The organism is Mesorhizobium sp. M1027 (assembly GCF_040318745.1).
Taxonomy (GTDB): Bacteria; Pseudomonadota; Alphaproteobacteria; order Rhizobiales; family Rhizobiaceae; genus Mesorhizobium.
Genome location: NZ_JAMYMW010000006.1, coordinates 16,447 through 31,515 on the forward strand (window position 1 = coordinate 16,447; position 15,069 = coordinate 31,515).

The 15,069-nt window shown below is 64.1% G+C and carries 15 protein-coding genes; 5 read left to right on the top strand and 10 right to left on the bottom strand.

The genetic code is table 11. The features are described 5' to 3' along the window. Window positions 1-106 precede the first annotated feature (106 nt). The gene (locus NKH50_RS12915) at window positions 107-1,165 is read left to right on the top strand and encodes a D-alanine--D-alanine ligase family protein (RefSeq protein ID WP_352879159.1); all 1,059 of its coding nucleotides are present in this window, start codon (window positions 107-109) and stop codon (window positions 1,163-1,165) included. Here NKH50_RS12915 and NKH50_RS12920 read toward each other — a convergent pair. Genes NKH50_RS12920 through NKH50_RS12930 form a run of 3 tightly spaced genes read right to left on the bottom strand, consistent with a single transcriptional unit; the run spans window position 1,162 to window position 2,783 of the window. After that, window positions 1,162-1,449, bottom strand: a complete 288-nt coding sequence (locus tag NKH50_RS12920; RefSeq protein ID WP_352879161.1) for a DUF1330 domain-containing protein — start codon at window positions 1,447-1,449, stop codon at window positions 1,162-1,164. The two genes, NKH50_RS12915 and NKH50_RS12920, sit on opposite strands and share 4 nt — an antisense overlap. A gap of 27 nt (window positions 1,450-1,476) precedes the next feature. Next, window positions 1,477-2,190 (bottom strand): orotidine-5'-phosphate decarboxylase, encoded by a 714-nt coding sequence (gene pyrF / locus NKH50_RS12925; RefSeq protein ID WP_254815723.1) that lies wholly within the window; start codon window positions 2,188-2,190, stop codon window positions 1,477-1,479. After that, window positions 2,187-2,783, bottom strand: coding sequence for an NADPH-dependent FMN reductase (locus NKH50_RS12930; protein ID WP_352507080.1), 597 nt, complete (start codon window positions 2,781-2,783; stop codon window positions 2,187-2,189). Before NKH50_RS12930 ends, pyrF begins: the two co-directional genes overlap by 4 nt. A gap of 165 nt (window positions 2,784-2,948) precedes the next feature. Here NKH50_RS12930 and NKH50_RS12935 point away from each other — a divergent pair, with 165 nt between their 5' ends. Then, window positions 2,949-3,908, top strand: a complete 960-nt coding sequence (locus tag NKH50_RS12935; protein WP_352879163.1) for an alpha/beta hydrolase — start codon at window positions 2,949-2,951, stop codon at window positions 3,906-3,908. Window positions 3,909-3,934: 26 nt separating this feature from the next. On the opposite strand, the gene pmtA is transcribed toward NKH50_RS12935, so the two are convergent. From pmtA to dnaK, 3 genes are all read right to left on the bottom strand, one after another. Next, window positions 3,935-4,534 (bottom strand): phospholipid N-methyltransferase PmtA, encoded by a 600-nt coding sequence (gene pmtA, locus NKH50_RS12940; protein ID WP_352879165.1) that lies wholly within the window; start codon window positions 4,532-4,534, stop codon window positions 3,935-3,937. A gap of 111 nt (window positions 4,535-4,645) precedes the next feature. After that, window positions 4,646-5,782, bottom strand: coding sequence for a molecular chaperone DnaJ (gene dnaJ, locus NKH50_RS12945; RefSeq protein ID WP_254815727.1), 1,137 nt, complete (start codon window positions 5,780-5,782; stop codon window positions 4,646-4,648). Window positions 5,783-5,994: 212 nt separating this feature from the next. Beyond that, window positions 5,995-7,911, bottom strand: a complete 1,917-nt coding sequence (gene dnaK / locus NKH50_RS12950; RefSeq protein WP_352879168.1) for a molecular chaperone DnaK — start codon at window positions 7,909-7,911, stop codon at window positions 5,995-5,997. Window positions 7,912-8,479: 568 nt separating this feature from the next. Here dnaK and NKH50_RS12955 point away from each other — a divergent pair. The 3 genes from NKH50_RS12955 to NKH50_RS12965 all read left to right on the top strand — a co-directional run bounded on the left by NKH50_RS12955 (window position 8,480) and on the right by NKH50_RS12965 (window position 11,092). After that, window positions 8,480-8,671 carry a hypothetical protein gene (locus NKH50_RS12955; RefSeq protein ID WP_352879170.1) on the top strand — a complete coding sequence of 64 codons (192 nt, stop codon included), beginning with the start codon at window positions 8,480-8,482 and terminating at the stop codon, window positions 8,669-8,671. Between the two features lie 180 nt (window positions 8,672-8,851). Continuing rightward, window positions 8,852-9,529 carry a ribulose-phosphate 3-epimerase gene (rpe, locus tag NKH50_RS12960; RefSeq protein ID WP_352879173.1) on the top strand — a complete coding sequence of 226 codons (678 nt, stop codon included), beginning with the start codon at window positions 8,852-8,854 and terminating at the stop codon, window positions 9,527-9,529. Window positions 9,530-9,568: 39 nt separating this feature from the next. Then, on the top strand, window positions 9,569-11,092 hold the full coding sequence (locus tag NKH50_RS12965) for a malonate--CoA ligase (RefSeq protein ID WP_352879175.1): 1,524 nt from the start codon (window positions 9,569-9,571) through the stop codon (window positions 11,090-11,092). Here NKH50_RS12965 and nagA read toward each other — a convergent pair. Genes nagA through NKH50_RS12985 form a run of 4 tightly spaced genes read right to left on the bottom strand, consistent with a single transcriptional unit; the run spans window position 11,089 to window position 14,952 of the window. After that, on the bottom strand, window positions 11,089-12,267 hold the full coding sequence (nagA, locus tag NKH50_RS12970) for an N-acetylglucosamine-6-phosphate deacetylase (RefSeq protein ID WP_352879177.1): 1,179 nt from the start codon (window positions 12,265-12,267) through the stop codon (window positions 11,089-11,091). The genes NKH50_RS12965 and nagA overlap by 4 nt on opposite strands. Then, on the bottom strand, window positions 12,264-13,295 hold the full coding sequence (locus tag NKH50_RS12975; protein ID WP_352879179.1) for an SIS domain-containing protein: 1,032 nt from the start codon (window positions 13,293-13,295) through the stop codon (window positions 12,264-12,266). Before NKH50_RS12975 ends, nagA begins: the two co-directional genes overlap by 4 nt. After that, window positions 13,292-14,074, bottom strand: a complete 783-nt coding sequence (locus NKH50_RS12980) for a GntR family transcriptional regulator (protein ID WP_352507073.1) — start codon at window positions 14,072-14,074, stop codon at window positions 13,292-13,294. Before NKH50_RS12980 ends, NKH50_RS12975 begins: the two co-directional genes overlap by 4 nt. Continuing rightward, window positions 14,071-14,952: a glucosamine kinase nucleotide-binding domain-containing protein gene (locus NKH50_RS12985; protein ID WP_352476905.1), complete on the bottom strand. Its 882-nt coding sequence runs from the start codon at window positions 14,950-14,952 to the stop codon at window positions 14,071-14,073. Before NKH50_RS12985 ends, NKH50_RS12980 begins: the two co-directional genes overlap by 4 nt. Between the last annotated feature and the right edge of the window lie 117 nt (window positions 14,953-15,069).

A 15,069-nucleotide genomic window follows, 5' to 3' on the forward strand; every position in this document is an offset into this window, starting at 1 on the left:
GGACAGTTGCTGTCGTGCAGGCGTCCGGCTGACGTCGGTTGCGCGCAAGCCGAATACGTTCGCCGTGCGATGGTAGGCAATCGTGCTGCCAGGAGCCGTTCCACCCATGTCAAGCCGCAAGCCGAAGCTGATCCTTGTCTACGAGCCGGAACAGGCCTGCTTCGATCGGCTGGTCGCCGATAACCACGTGCCGGAGCGTGCCGCCGAAATCGCCTCCTACCTAGCGCAATCGACCGACATCGCTGCTGAATTCGACGCACTTGCCGCCGCTTGCCAAACGCGCGACTTGTCGTTTGCGCCGGTGGCGCTCGACGACGCCGCAAGCGTTCTCGCCGGCGAAGTTCCGAAGACCTCGCTTGTCTGGACGCTGACCGATGGCATTGCCTATTTCCGTGGCGGCGCAGCACCGGCTCTGGCACGGCTGAATGGCCTGAAGGCGATCGGCGCCGACGATGCGTTGTTCGCGCTCTGCCAAGACAAGTTCCGGTCCGGCGCCGTGCTCGGCGCGCTTGGCCTGCCGGTGCCGCAGGCGGGCCTTGCCCGTGACGGCGCGTGGCTGGTCGCGCCACCGGCCTCGCCCGCCGGCTGGTTCGTCAAGCCGAACCGGCTCGGCGCCAAGATCGGCATCTGGCCGGATTCGCGCTGTCACGATCTCGGCCATGCGCTGAAGCTTAGCCGGCGGGTATTCGCCGCCTATAGCGACGATGTCGTCGTCCAGCCCTATGTCGCCGGACGCAATGTGCGGGCCAGCTTTCTCGGCCTGAAGCCGGATACCGGCATTGAGGCGCTCGGCGTCGCCTTTGTCGATTCGGGCGGCGATTTCCAAACCATGCAGGACAGCTTGGCGCTTTACGGCAATACCGGCGAAGCGGCCAAAGCCACAGGAAATTACGCTGAGCCGTTGCTGCTTCCCGTTGACGCCAGCCAGCCTCGAGCCGATGCAAGAATCCGTCGCATCGCCGAAAGCCTGATGGTCGGGCTTGGCCTGCGGGACGTCTTTTCCATCGACTTCCGGGTCGAAGCCGACGACAGCGTGCATCTCATCGAGTTCGAGGTCTGCCCGGGCCTGCCTTGCTTCGATTTTCGCGATTACTGTCGCAAGCAATGGGGCCTGAGCCTCGCCGATGCGATGGCGGAGGCAGCGGCGAACCGGCTTCGCGCCTAAATCCCCTCGACCAGGACGATTTCGCCATCGGCCACCTTCTGGCGGATCGCGATGGCGCGCTGGTATTCGGGCGAGTGGTAGCAGTCATGCGCCACCGCAAGCGACGGAAACTCGATGATCACGTTGCGGTCGCGGCCCGGTCCCTCTGCCTTCTCATGCGCGCCGCCGCGCGCCAGGAACTTGGCACCGAAGCGGTCGAAGGCCAGCTTGGCGGCTGCGACATAGTCTTTGTAGCCTTCCGCATCGCGCACATCGACGCGAGCGATCCAATATCCCTTGGGCATGGTATTTCTCCGGGTTAATTCCTGGCATCAGGCCGAGCGCATTTCATCGAGAATGGCTTCCGCCGCCGCCCGCCTGTCGGTGGCGCCGACGATCGGCCGGCCAACGACGAGATGGCTGGAGCCGTTGCGGATCGCCTGCGCCGGCGTCACCACGCGTTTCTGGTCGCCATGGTCGCTGCCCTTCGGTCGGATTCCCGGCGTCACTACCGCCAGATCGGGGCCGACGATGCGGCGTACCGCCTCCGCTTCCTCGGCCGAACAGACGATGCCGCCCATGCCGGCATGCAGCGCCTGCTCGGAGCGCCTCAGCACCAGCGTATGCGGGTCATATTCATAGCCGGCGTCGATCACGTCTTGCTCGTCCATCGAGGTCAGCACGGTAACCCCGAGCAGGCAAAGGTCGCTGCCCCTGGCAGCCTCGACCGCCGCCTTCATCGTCTTCGGATAGGCGTGGATGGTCAGCATGCTCATGCCCATCCTGACGATGTTGTCGACCCCCTTGGCAACGGTGTTATCGATGTCGAGCAGCTTCATGTCGAGAAAGATCCTGGTGCCGCCGCTGGCCAGCTCGCGGGCGAAGTCGAGCCCGCCGGCAAAGGCGAGCTGGTAGCCGATCTTGTAGAAGGAGACGATCCCGTCGAGCTCGCGCACCGCCTTCTCGGCTTCCCTCAGCGTCGGCAGGTCGAGGCCGACGATCAGCCTTTCCTGAATTGTGTCGGCACGCGCGGCGTCCGGGATCATGCCTCGATCCGCGTCGACAGCATGCGCGAGGTTTCGATCAGCGTTCGGCATAGGTGCTCCATCGATTGGCGTAGTCTTTCGTCCCGGAAGTTGCCTTCGTCGTCGAAGGCGCTACCGCCCTCCGGCACCGAACACTCCGGTGTCACGACCTCCATCCGGCAGCGCACCAGCACGGCGCGCAGATGGTTGATGCAACGTATCCCTGCAAAGGGTCCGCTGGAAGACGAGCAGAGGCCGGCGACCTTGCCGGCAAGCGGCCTGAACGTCCGGCCCCCATCCTTGCGCAGTTGGCTCACCCAGTCGATGGTGTTCTTGAGCAGCGGCGGAATGGAGCCGTTATATTCGGGCGTCGCGATCAGCAGGCCGTCATGGGCGGCGATCATCCGGCCGAGCCTGACGGCGTTTTCGGGAATGCCTTCGTCCTTTTCCAGATCCTGGTCGAGGATCGGCAACGGGTAGTCGGCAAGCGAGATGCGGGTCACCTCCGCGCCCTGCATGGCAAGTTCCTTCTGCGCCACGTCGGCAGTCCTGCCGCTATAGGCGCCGCTGCGCACCGAACCGGCGACGACGAGAATTTTCGGGATGATCGGCATCGCAATCCCTTGCTGTGGCGGCAGCTATAGGCGATGCGTGGGATGAATCAATAGCCGAGATTGCGGCACGCATTTAGCGCTGGCCGCTTTGGCGACCGGCGCCAGCGGATAGGGGCGGACCTCGTGGGATTGAAATGGGTAGGCTATGGTCTTGTCGCTCTCGCGGTGGCTGCTGCCGCCGGCTACGCCGCTTTCGTCCTCAGCCCGTGGCCTTCGGTCCTTCTGATCCGTTACGCTTTTCACAAGGATGCAGTGGCAAAGAACCGCGCGCTTGAAAAGCACGTGCCCGCCAATGTCGGCGAACTGCGCGACGAGCGCTATGGCGAGGACCCGGACGAGACCCTTGACGTCTTCTTTCCCGCGGATGCTCAGGCAAAGGCGTTGCCGACGGTGGTCTGGGTGCATGGCGGCGGCTTCGTTGCCGGAAACAAGGCCGACATCTCGGCATATATGAAAATACTGGCCGGTCGGGGCTACGTCACTGTCTCGGTCGGCTATTCCGTCGCCCCCGGCGCCCGCTATCCGACGCCAGTCCTCCAGGCCAACAAGGCGCTTGCCTTTCTTTCCGGTAATGCCGGCCGCTACCACATCGATCGCAACAGGCTTTTTCTTGCCGGCGACTCCGCCGGCTCGCAGATCGTCGCTCAACTGGCTGCCACAATCAGCAATCCCACCTATGCCGCCATGATGGACGTTGGTCCGGGCATAGAGCGCGCGCAACTGAAAGGCGTTGCACTGTTCTGCGGCATTTACCATCCCGCGATGATCTCGCCCGAAGGGCCTTTCGCCGGCTTCAACAGGACCGTTATGTGGTCGTATCTCGGCGTGAAGCGGCTGGACGATGACCCGCGCATTGCCGAATTTTCAGTCGACAGGCACCTGACGCCGCAATTTCCGCCGGCATTCGTCTCGGTCGGCAATGCCGATCCGCTGGCGCCGCAGTCGCGTCAGATCGCGCGCGCGATCGCGTCGCAAGGCGTCGCGGTCGACACGCTTTTCTTTCCGGACGACTACAGTCCGGCCCTGCCGCATGAATATCAGTTCGATCTCGACGGCAAGGCGGGAGAACAGGCGTTCGAAAGGCTGATGGCATTCCTGGACCGATTGGCCAACCAGCGGCAATGACCGGCATCCGGAACTCCGACATGCGTTCAGCCGCGCCGATAGATCCAAAGCTGCGTCGGCGGAATGTTGCGGATGACGAAATGGAAATGCTCGACCGTATAGTCGCCGCGGCCGGGCGGGATCGGCGACAGCGGCCCGTAAGTCAGTTGCACGATCGGCCGGCCCGCCGGGATACGGTCGAGCAGGCTCTCGACATAGGCGATGCGCTGGGCGACCGGGAAATTGAGCAGAGGCACGCCCGATATCACAGAATCGAAGATCAGGTCGCGCCTGTCGCCAAGCGTCGCGTCGAGATTGAAGGCGTCGCCCTCGATGACGTTGACGCCTGGATAAAGCTGACGCAGATGGCGCACGAAATCAGTGGAATATTCGATCGCATAGAGATTTTCAGGCTTTATGCCCTGGGCGAGGATGGCGCGCGTGATGACGCCTGTGCCGGGCCCGACCTCGAGCACCGGCAGGCCGGATTTCGGATCGACGATCGAGGCCATCTTGCGCGCGGTGACGGAACTGGTCGGGACGATCGAACCGACCGCCTTCGGCTTGTCGATCCAGCCCTTGAAGAACTTCAACTCGTCGTCGAACTTTTCCGCCAGCGTCTTTCGCAGTCCGGGACTACGCGTCATCGAAAGTCCTCCTCAACGCTCCCTCGCATGCTACTTAACAGCTACGAGGTGCAAGACAAGGCGAATCCCCGGATAAGGTGTTGATGACGCTCGGGAAGCGTTTTCCAGGGATCAGCTTCGGTGCTCGCCGAACGTTTCGAAAAAGTCCTTCATGCGGGCGAAAAATCCGCTCGACTGAGGCGAATTGTCCTTTGAGGAAAGCTGCTCGAATTCTTCCAGCAATTCGCGCTGGCGGCGCGAAAGGTTCTGCGGCGTCTCAACCACGGTCTGGATGTAGAGGTCGCCAATATTGGGCTGGCGCAGCACCGGCATGCCCTTGCCCTTGAGGCGGAACTGGCGACCGTTCTGGGTGCCTTCCGGCACCTTCACCTTCGTCTGGGTACCGTCCAGTGTCGTCACCTCGAACGAGCCGCCAAGCGCTGCCGTTGTCATCGAGATCGGCACCTTGCAATAAAGATCGGCGCCGTCGCGCTGGAAGAATTCGTGCGGCTTGACCGCGAGGAAGATGTAGAGATCGCCGGACGGGCCGCCGCGTAGGCCGGCCTCGCCCTCATTGGCCAGCCGGATGCGGGTGCCGTCCTCGATGCCGGCAGGGATGTTTACCGACAGCGAGCGCTCCTCGGTGACACGGCCCTGGCCGGCGCATTTCGGGCACGGATCCTTGATGGTCTGGCCGCGCCCCTGGCATTGCGGGCAGGTGCGCTCGATCGAGAAGAAGCCTTGCGTGGCGCGCACCTTGCCGTGGCCGTTGCACATCGAACAGGTGACGGGCTGGGTGCCGGGTTTAGCGCCGCTGCCGGAGCATTCCGAGCAGGAGATCGAGGCCGGCACGCGAATCTGCGCGGTCTTGCCGGAAAATGCCTCTTCCAGCGTGATTTCCATATTGTAGCGCAGGTCGGCGCCGCGCTCGCGGCCGCCGGACGAGCGGCGCTGGCGCCCGCCCATCATGTCGCCGAAAATGTCTTCGAAAATGTCGGCGAAGCCGCCGGCGCCAAAGCCCTGCGCGCCGCCATTCATGCCGCCGTGCTCGAAGGCCGCGTGGCCGAAGCGATCATAGGCGGCACGCTTTTGCGGGTCCTTCAGCGTTTCGTAGGCTTCGTTGATTTCCTTGAACTTGTGCTCGCAGGCATGGTCGCCTGGGTTGCGGTCGGGATGGAACTGCATGGCCAACTTACGGAAAGCGCTCTTGAGCTCCTTCTCGTCGGCGCCCTTTTGCACGCCCAGCGTTTCGTAAAAATCAGCTTTCATGTTTTCCCGCAGTCCGGATAGTCAACGTCTTGAAGCATCGTTGCGTCGTTTGCCGGCACGCTGTTCCGATTTAGGTGTGATGGAGCCGCGATGCCAGTGTCTACGAGGCTTTGTCCGCATTTTTTCGGGGAGCTCCGCGTTTTTCTGGCAAAGGGTTGCAAAAAAGCCCGGCTGCGCGCCGGGCTTTTTGCTTACCTGTACCGTCAGGCGGTTCAGGCCGACTTCTTCTTCTCGTCGTCCTCGTCGATTTCCTCGAAATCGGCATCGACGACGTCGCTGTCCTTGGCGGCGTCAGCCTTGGCGTCGGCGTCGGCGGCTTCCTTCTGCGAAGCCTCGTACATGGCCTGGCCGAGTTTCATCGAGACTTCGGCGAGCGTCTGCGTCTTGGCCTCGATCTCGGTCACATCGTCGCCTTCGGCAGCGGTCTTCAATGCCGCGATCGCATCGGCAATCGCCGTGCGGTCGGCCTCGGAAACCTTCTCGCCGTATTCCTTCAGCGACTTCTCCGAGGAATGCACCAGCGCCTCGGCCTGGTTGCGGGCCTCGACCAGCGCGCGCCGCTTCTTGTCCGCTTCGGCATTGGCCTCGGCGTCCTTGACCATCTTCTCGATGTCGGCGTCCGAAAGGCCGCCAGACGCCTGGATGCGGATCTGGTGCTCCTTGCCGGTGCCCTTGTCCTTGGCCGAGACGTTGACGATGCCGTTGGCGTCGATGTCGAAGGTGACCTCGATCTGCGGCACGCCGCGCGGCGCAGGCGGGATGCCGACCAGATCGAACTGGCCGAGCGCCTTGTTGTCGGCGGCCATTTCACGCTCGCCCTGGAAGACGCGGATGGTCACCGCCGACTGTGAATCCTCGGCCGTGGAGAACACCTGGCTCTTCTTCGTCGGGATCGTCGTGTTGCGTTCGATCAGCCGCGTGAACACGCCGCCCAGCGTCTCGATGCCGAGCGACAGCGGCGTCACGTCGAGCAACAGCACGTCCTTGACGTCGCCCTGCAGCACGCCGGCCTGGATGGCGGCGCCCAATGCGACGACTTCATCCGGGTTGACGCCCTTGTGCGGCTCCTTGCCGAAGAACTGCTTCACGATCTCCTGGATCTTGGGCATGCGGGTCATGCCGCCGACCAGGACGACTTCGTCGATTTCGCCGGCCTTCAGGCCGGCATCCTTAAGCGCCGCCTTGCAGGGATCGATCGTGCGCTGGACGAGATCCTCGACCAGGCTCTCGAACTTCGCCCGCGTCAGCTTCAGCGTCAGGTGCTTGGGGCCGGTGGCATCGGCGGTGATGAAGGGCAGGTTGATTTCGGTCTGCGTGGTGGAGGACAGCTCGATCTTGGCCTTTTCAGCCGCTTCCTTGAGGCGCTGCAGGGCGAGCTTGTCGTTCCGCAGGTCGATGCCCTGTTCCTTCTTGAACTCGGCCGCCAGATATTCGACCAGGCGCATGTCGAAATCCTCGCCGCCGAGGAAGGTGTCGCCATTGGTCGACTTCACCTCGAACACGCCGTCACCGATTTCGAGCACCGAAATGTCGAACGTGCCGCCGCCAAGGTCATAGACGGCAATCGTCTTGCCTTCCTTCTTGTCCAGTCCATAGGCAAGTGCGGCCGCCGTCGGCTCGTTGATGATGCGCAGCACTTCGAGGCCGGCGATCTTGCCGGCATCCTTGGTCGCCTGGCGCTGGGCGTCGTTGAAATAGGCCGGAACGGTGATGACCGCCTTCTCGACCTTCTCGCCGAGATAGGCCTCCGCTGTTTCCTTCATCTTCTGCAGGATCATCGCCGAGATCTGGCTGGGCGACTGCTTCTTGCCGCCGGCCTCGACCCAGGCATCGCCATTGTCGCCCTTGACGATCTTGTAGGGGACAAGCTTCTTGTCCTTCTCCGTCACCGGATCGTCGTAGCGGCGGCCGATCAGGCGCTTGACCGCGAAAATGGTGTTTTCAGGATTGGTGACCGCCTGGCGCTTGGCCGGCTGGCCGACGAGGCGCTCGCCGTCGCTGTTGATGGCGACGATGGAAGGGGTCGTGCGGGCGCCTTCCGCATTCTCGATGACCTTGGATTCCTTGCCATCCATGATGGCGACACAGGAGTTGGTTGTTCCCAGATCGATACCGATTACTTTTGCCATTGTTCTAATCTCTCCGCTAAGCAGGCTCTCAGGACCCGTACAGGCGTTCCGACGAAAGCCCCTGTTCACAAGAAATTCCGCTCCGGCAACCGGCATTCGGCGCTGGACGGCTTGGCGCGTATATAAGAACAGGCTGCGTGGCGCGCAAGCATTCTGCGCAAGGCGTTCACCATTCATCGTGGTTGATCGGATCCGGGACCGGCAGGCCCGTATTTTCCGGCGGTGATCCAGCCGGCCCGGCCCCGGCCCATGAACCTTTCCGCCTCGCCCCGCGACAGACGCTCAGGTGCCGCGTGGTGCGGCCCCGGAAAGGAAAACCCATGACCACAGATCCAGAGGCTCCATGGTCTCAGGGAACAGCAGGAGCTCAGCGCGACCATCGCCTTCGGGACCGGGTCGATGCGCTGGGCTTTTCGCTGGTTCCGTTGACCCTGCGCGGACGCGGGCATATCGTGACGTGAGGAAAGCAGACAATTCGATCAGGGATAAACGTGCCGGAACGCCGCGCCTTGCCCTGATTTGCGCGCAGGGACCGGATGTTTCTCCCATGACCTGTGGGGGGAGATCCATGTCTTGCGGCCACGGCGCGTTCGCGCGCTCTCGTGGCGGCCGTTTGCGCCGCGCCATCCAGGCTGCCAGCGGATTGTCGATCTTGGCGCTCGCCGCTGGGCTGAAGAAGCCCGATCTGCAGAAGGTGAAACCGGGCAACGGCAAACTCTTCCTGCCACGGCCGGCCAGGCCGCGGCTTCATCCGAACTGAAATCCAAGGCCTTGCCCTGGAAAGTCCTTGCACTGGCGGAGAGGAGACGTCTGCACCAGGAGAAGTGGCTCGCCACCGCTTCTCTCCTTCTGCGCAGATGCGATATCGACGCCGGATTCCTGTCGACAAGCGGCGTTGAGACGATTACGGCGAAGGCGGGCTCAACAACGGGAAGCGGACATGGCTCAAAAAACCCTGATTGCGCCATCGGTGCTGGCTTCCGATTTCTCGAAGCTCGGCGACGAGGTCGAGGCGGTGGCCGCCGCCGGCGCCGACTGGATCCACCTCGACGTCATGGACGGGCATTTCGTCCCGAACATCACCTTCGGGCCGCCGGTGATCAAGGCGATCCGCAACCGCACCAAGGCCTTCTTCGACTGCCATCTGATGATCGCCCCGGCCGATCCTTATCTGGCCGCCTTCGCCGACGCCGGCTGCGACGGCATCACGGTGCACGCCGAAGCCGGGCCACATCTCGACCGGTCGCTGCAAACGATCAAAAACCTTGGCAAGAAGGCCGGCGTGTCACTCAACCCCGCGACACCGGAGACGATGATCGAATACGTGCTTGACCGGCTTGATCTGATCCTGATCATGACGGTCAATCCGGGGTTCGGCGGCCAGGCCTTCATTCCGGCGATAGTCGACAAGGTGAAGCGGGTGAAGGCGCTGATCGGCGGCAGGCCGATCAGGATCGAGATCGACGGCGGCATCTCGCCTGAAACTGCGCCCCTGGTCACTGCCGCCGGCGCCAGCGTGCTGGTCGCCGGTGCGGCCATCTTCAAGGGCGGCAGCGTCGAGGCCTACCGGGCAAACATCGAGGCAATCAGGATAGCGGCGGACAAGGCGGCCGGCTGACCGCCGCCGTCCGGCCGGAGTCAGCCGCTCGGGGTAAACATGAGCAACCATCTGTTTGATGCTTTCCGTGCCCGGATGCCCGCGCCCGGACGCCTTTTGATGGAGGCAGAGGACGGGCGCTCGATCAGCTACGGCGAAATGCTGGCGCGCTCCGCACAACTGGCGCATGCGCTGTCGAGGCTGGGCGTCGAAGCCGGCGACCGCGTCGCCGTTCAGGTCGAGAAGAGCCCGGAGGCCATTTTCCTTTACATCGCTTGCCTGCGTGCCGGCGCGATCTTCCTGCCGCTCAACACCGCCTATACGCTGACCGAGCTCGACTATTTCTTCAGGGATGCCGAGCCACGCCTGGTCGTCTGCGACCCGGCGCGAGTGAGCGAAATCGGCGCCTTGGCGCAGGCCTCGGGCGCTGCGGTCGTGACACTCGGCAGCAAGGGCGAGGGTTCGTTGACCGATCGCGCCTCTGAGGCGGCCGTGGACTTCCACGATGTGGCGCGCGGGCCGGACGACCTTGCTGCGATCCTCTACACGTCCGGCACGACCGGCCGTTCGAAAGGCGCCATGCTCAGTCACGAAAACCTCGCCTCGAATGCGCGGGTGCTGGTCGACCTCTGGCGCTTCACTGCCGCAGACGTGCTGGTTCACGCGCTGCCGGTTTTCCACACGCATGGCCTTTTCGTCGCCACCAATGTCGTCCTGATGGCCGGCGCCTCGATGCTGTTCGAAACCAAATTCGACCCGGCCCGCATCGTCTCGCTGCTGCCGCGCGCCACCGTCCTGATGGGCGTGCCGACCTTCTACGTCCGCCTGCTGCAGCAGGACGGTTTGGACCGGCAAGCGGCGAAAAACATCCGCCTGTTCATTTCTGGCTCGGCGCCGCTTTTGGCCGAGACGCACAGAGCCTGGCGAGAGCGCACCGGCCACGCCATCCTCGAGCGCTACGGCATGACCGAGACCAACATGAACACGTCGAACCCTTACGAGGGCGAGCGGCGTGCCGGCACGGTCGGCTTCCCCTTGCCCGGCGTTTCCCTGCGCATCACCGATCCCGAGAGCGGCGAAACACTTGCCAAGGGCGAGGTCGGCATGATCGAGGTCAAGGGCCCGAACGTCTTTTGCGGCTACTGGCGCATGCCGGAAAAGACCAGGGCCGAATTCCGTGACGATGGTTTCTTCATCACCGGCGATCTCGGGCTGATCGATGCCGACGGCTATGTCCACATCGTCGGTCGCGGCAAAGACCTGATCATTTCGGGCGGCTACAATATCTATCCGAAGGAAGTCGAGAGCGAGATCGACGCGCTGCCTGGTGTTGCCGAAAGCGCTGTCATCGGCGTTGCCCATCCGGATTTCGGCGAAGGCGTCACCGCGGTCATGGTGCGGGCGCCGGGCTCGACCATCAGCGCCGCGGGGATCATCGAGGCTATCGCTGGGCGCCTTGCCAGGTACAAGCATCCGAAACGGGTGATCTTCGTCGACGAACTGCCGCGCAACACGATGGGCAAGGTGCAGAAGAACCTGCTGCGCGAGACCTATAAGGACCTCTATACGTCCAAAACCGGCTAAGCCGGAGGGATAGCGTTAGCTGCAAAAACTTTGGCGCCGTCGATCCAGACGCTTTTAATGTCCAGATCGTCCGACAGCGAAACGATGTTGGCGGCGGTGCCTTTGGCGAAACGCCCGAGCCGGCGCGACTGGCCGATCGCTTGCGCCGGATAGAGCGAGGCCATGCGCAAGGCTTCGTCGAGGTCGAGACCGACGACGCGGTGCACGAAGCGCACCGCGGAAATCATGTCGAGATCGGCGCCCGCCAGCGTGCCGTCGGCAAGTGTCAGCCTGCCATCCTTACGGTGGATGGTGCGGCCGTTCAGCGTAAACGAGGTCATGTCGGTACCGATCGTCGCCATCGCGTCGGTGACGAGCAGGATCTTGCCCGGCCCCTGCTTGGCGCGCAAGGCGATGGCCATGGTGGCCGGATCGACATGAATACCGTCGGCGATGATGCCGGCATAGAATGTGCCGGCATCGATTGCCGCGCCCGCCAGCCCCGGCTCGCGATTGCCGATCTGGCTCATTGCGTTGAACAGATGGGTGACCACCGTTGCGCCGGCCTCGGCAAAGGCGCGGGCCGTGGCATAGCCGATATCGGAATGGCCGATGCTGACGACAATGCTGGCCTTGCTGAGCGCCGACACCTGGCCGGGCTCGACCGATTCGGGCGCCACCGTCGTCAGCAGCACGGGCAGGTTTTTCCGTGCGGCGATCAGCATCGCCTGGTCGGAGTCCAGCATCGGCCGGATCAAAGCCGGGTCATGCGCGCCCTTGCGGGCGATCGACAGATGCGGCCCTTCGAGATGCAGGCCCAGGAACCCCGGCACCTTCCGTTGTGCCGCCTCGGATCCGGCCGCAACCGCCGCGGCGGTGATCTCGGACGTGTCGGTGATCAGCGTCGGCAACAGCGCCGTCGTGCCGAAGGGTGCGTGCGCCCGGCAGATGGTCTCGATCGAGGCAACGTCGGGATGGTCGTTGAGCATGACGCCGCCGCCGCCATTGACCTGCAGATCGACGAAGCCAGGCGCCAGCATGCCGCCGCCGGTCTCGATACGCGCAACATTTGATGGAATCGCGCCGGCGGCAACGATGGCCTCGACGAGGCCATCGCGCACGACAAGCGCCGCATTGTCGTGCCAGTGGTCGCCATCGAAAATCCGGGCGCCAGTCAGGGCGAAACGGTCGCTCATAGCGTTTCCGTCACCTTGCGCAGATTGGGCGGCGTGTCGGGGTCGAGGCCGCGATGGCGGGCAAAAGCCTCGACGAAACCATAGAACGACACGATCAGCGTCAGTGGATCGGTCAGCGGATGACCGGTTGCGACATGCGGCAGCGGCTGTGCGCTCTTTGCCTTGTTCGACGTCACAAAGACGGCGGCGCCCTTGCCGGCCAGGCTGTCGGCGGCATCGGCCACCGACGGTTCGGACGCATCGCGAGCAGCCAGAGCCAGCACCGGGAAGCCGGGGCCGACCAGCGCCAGCGGGCCGTGCATGACCTCGGCGGCACTATAGGCTTCCGCGTGCATGGCGCAGGTTTCCTTGAATTTCAGCGCCGCCTCGTTGGCGATCGCCGCCGACGGGCCACGGCCAAGGATGAACAGCGATTTCGGCGTCTCGAGTGCCGCAGCCAGCGCCATCCAGTCGCACGCGATCGCCTTGCGAAAATGCTCCGGCAGGCGGGCAAGTGCTGCCAGAAGTTTGTCGTCGCCGGTGCAATGCGCCATCAAGGCGAGCCCTGCGACGGCCGAATTGACGAAGGTCTTCGTCGCCGCAACGCTGCGCTCCGGTCCGGCCAGGATGTCGATCGCGTAATCCGAGGCTCGCGCGAGCGGCGAATCGGCAGTGTTGGTGATGGCGACGGTCAGCGACCCGCCGGCCCGCGCCGCCTGCGCCATTGCGACGATGTCCGGGCTCTTGCCGGACTGCGAGATCGCCAGGCAGGCCGAGCCGCCCAGCTTCAGCTTGGCGCCATAGATCGAGGCGATCGACGGGCCGACCGATGCAACCGCCAGCCCGGCGGTCAGCTCCACGGCATATTTCATGAAGGTCGCGGCATGGTCGGACGAACCGCGCGCCACGGTGACGACGAAATTCGGGTCGCGCTCGCGAATGTCGCGCCCGGCCTCGGTCAGCACCGCGGCCGAGCCGTCGAGCAGGCGCGCGGTGGCCTCCGGGATCTCGTCGATCTCGCGCCGCATATGGGTAACTGTTGCGCTCATGACCGGCCCTCTTCGCCCGGCCCGCTTAGCCGGAGTTCGGCGACAAAATCATAGGCGTCGCCTCTGTAGATGGAGCGGGTGAACTCGATCACCTTGCCGCTCGCCAGATAGGAGATACGCTCGATATGCAGCCCGGCAATGCCTGGCGGCACTTCGAGCAGATGCGCATCGCCATCGCCGAGATTGGTGGCGGAAATGCGCTGCACCGCCCGCACCGGTCTGTTGCCGGTCTGTTCCAGCGCCGCGTAGAGCGACGAACCGATCGCCGCCGGATCGGGCAGCACGCTTGTTGATAGCGAGGCGCGCTCGATCGCCAGCGGCGTGTCGTTGGCAATGCGCAGGCGCGCCACGCGCGCCACCAATTCGTTCGATGCCAGGCCGAGCACCATCATCTCGTCGGGCGACGGCGGATAGAGGCCGCGGTCGAGCCAGGCTGAACGCACCGCCATGCCGCGCCGCGCCATGTCTTCGGTAAACGAGGTCAGCATCGACAGCGACTGCTCGACGCGCTCCATGCGCGGCGCAACGAAGGTGCCGGAACCATGGCGCTGGACGAGGATGCCGCCCTTGACCAGGTCCTGCACCGCCTTGCGCACGGTGACGCGCGAAATGTCGGCCTTGCTGGCGATGTCGCGCTCGGAAGGCAGCGCATCGCCCGGTCCGATCAGCCCGCGTTTGACCGCATCCTCGATGCTCTTCCTCAGCTGCAGATAGAGCGGCGCGCCGCTTTGCGACGATTGTTTCAGCGCCGTGAATATCTGGTCGGCGGCCTCGCTCATCGCGCTGTCTCCGCCGTGTTTGCGAAAATCCGAACCGCCATCTGCACCGCGCCGCCCAGCGCGTCGTCGAGCGGCGGTTTCAGCAGCGCCCGGTAGCGGGCCGACAGGCGCGGCGCGTAAAGCGGCGCCAGCCCGCCGAGCAGGCAGAGCGGATCGTCGCCGCCCAGGTCGAGTACGCCAAGCGCTGCCTCGACATCGGCGACCGCCTTGTCGAGGATCCAGATAGCGACGACGTCGCCTTTTTCGGCGTGTTCGAACACCTTGGGCGCGAAGCCGCCGAAATCGCCGGGCTTGGCGTTGGTGGTGAATTCGACCACATCCTCGGGATTGTTGCGGAAGATGGCGAGCATGGCCTGCGTCAGCGGCGAGCCTTCGCGGATGCCGTCATAGGCGAGCAGCGTCTGCTCAAGCAGGTCGCGGCCGATGCGGGCGCCGCTGCCCTGGTCGCCGACCTGGAACCCCCAGCCGCCGATGGCGCGCGACTTGCCTTGTCTGCGCGCCATATAGGCGGTGCCGGTGCCGAGGATGGCCATGGCGCCGTCGCCGGAGCCGACCGCACCTTCCAGCGCGATTTCGGCGTCGGTCTCGACACGGCTGATGCGGAACGGCAGGATCGCTTCGAGCTGCTGCCTATAGGTGCCGACATTGGCGCCGGCCAGGCCGAGAACGGCCGGCGTTTGCGGGATCAGTGCGGGATCCCTGCCCGCGGCGACAAAGGCCTGCTGCGCCGCGTCGACGATGTTCGTCCTGGCGCCGGTGAGATCGGTGCGGATGTTGGCGGCGCCGCTTTTGGCGCGGCCGAGGACGCTGCCGTCGGCCGTTGCAAGGGCCGCCCTGCAGCTGGTGCCGCCGCCATCGATGCCGAGCACGAATTTCACGCGATTTCTCCTCGGGGCGGATAATACCAATAAAATACCAATAGCCAAGGGTTAATTTCCATTTCAAAAAAGTTAAGGCCTGGTTTGTTGAGAAATCAGCGGATTTCGTCTGCGGTC

Coding starts and splice junctions, on each gene's coding strand:
- NKH50_RS12915 (WP_352879159.1), top strand. CDS start 107: ATGTCAAGCCGCAAGCCGAAGCTGATCCTTGTCTACGAGCCGGAACAG.
- NKH50_RS12920 (WP_352879161.1), bottom strand. CDS start 1,449: ATGCCCAAGGGATATTGGATCGCTCGCGTCGATGTGCGCGATGCGGAA.
- pyrF (WP_254815723.1), bottom strand. CDS start 2,190: ATGATCCCGGACGCCGCGCGTGCCGACACAATTCAGGAAAGGCTGATC.
- NKH50_RS12930 (WP_352507080.1), bottom strand. CDS start 2,783: ATGCCGATCATCCCGAAAATTCTCGTCGTCGCCGGTTCGGTGCGCAGC.
- pmtA (WP_352879165.1), bottom strand. CDS start 4,534: ATGACGCGTAGTCCCGGACTGCGAAAGACGCTGGCGGAAAAGTTCGAC.
- dnaJ (WP_254815727.1), bottom strand. CDS start 5,782: ATGAAAGCTGATTTTTACGAAACGCTGGGCGTGCAAAAGGGCGCCGAC.
- dnaK (WP_352879168.1), bottom strand. CDS start 7,911: ATGGCAAAAGTAATCGGTATCGATCTGGGAACAACCAACTCCTGTGTC.
- NKH50_RS12955 (WP_352879170.1), top strand. CDS start 8,480: ATGTCTTGCGGCCACGGCGCGTTCGCGCGCTCTCGTGGCGGCCGTTTG.
- rpe (WP_352879173.1), top strand. CDS start 8,852: ATGGCTCAAAAAACCCTGATTGCGCCATCGGTGCTGGCTTCCGATTTC.
- NKH50_RS12965 (WP_352879175.1), top strand. CDS start 9,569: ATGAGCAACCATCTGTTTGATGCTTTCCGTGCCCGGATGCCCGCGCCC.
- nagA (WP_352879177.1), bottom strand. CDS start 12,267: ATGAGCGACCGTTTCGCCCTGACTGGCGCCCGGATTTTCGATGGCGAC.
- NKH50_RS12975 (WP_352879179.1), bottom strand. CDS start 13,295: ATGAGCGCAACAGTTACCCATATGCGGCGCGAGATCGACGAGATCCCG.
- NKH50_RS12980 (WP_352507073.1), bottom strand. CDS start 14,074: ATGAGCGAGGCCGCCGACCAGATATTCACGGCGCTGAAACAATCGTCG.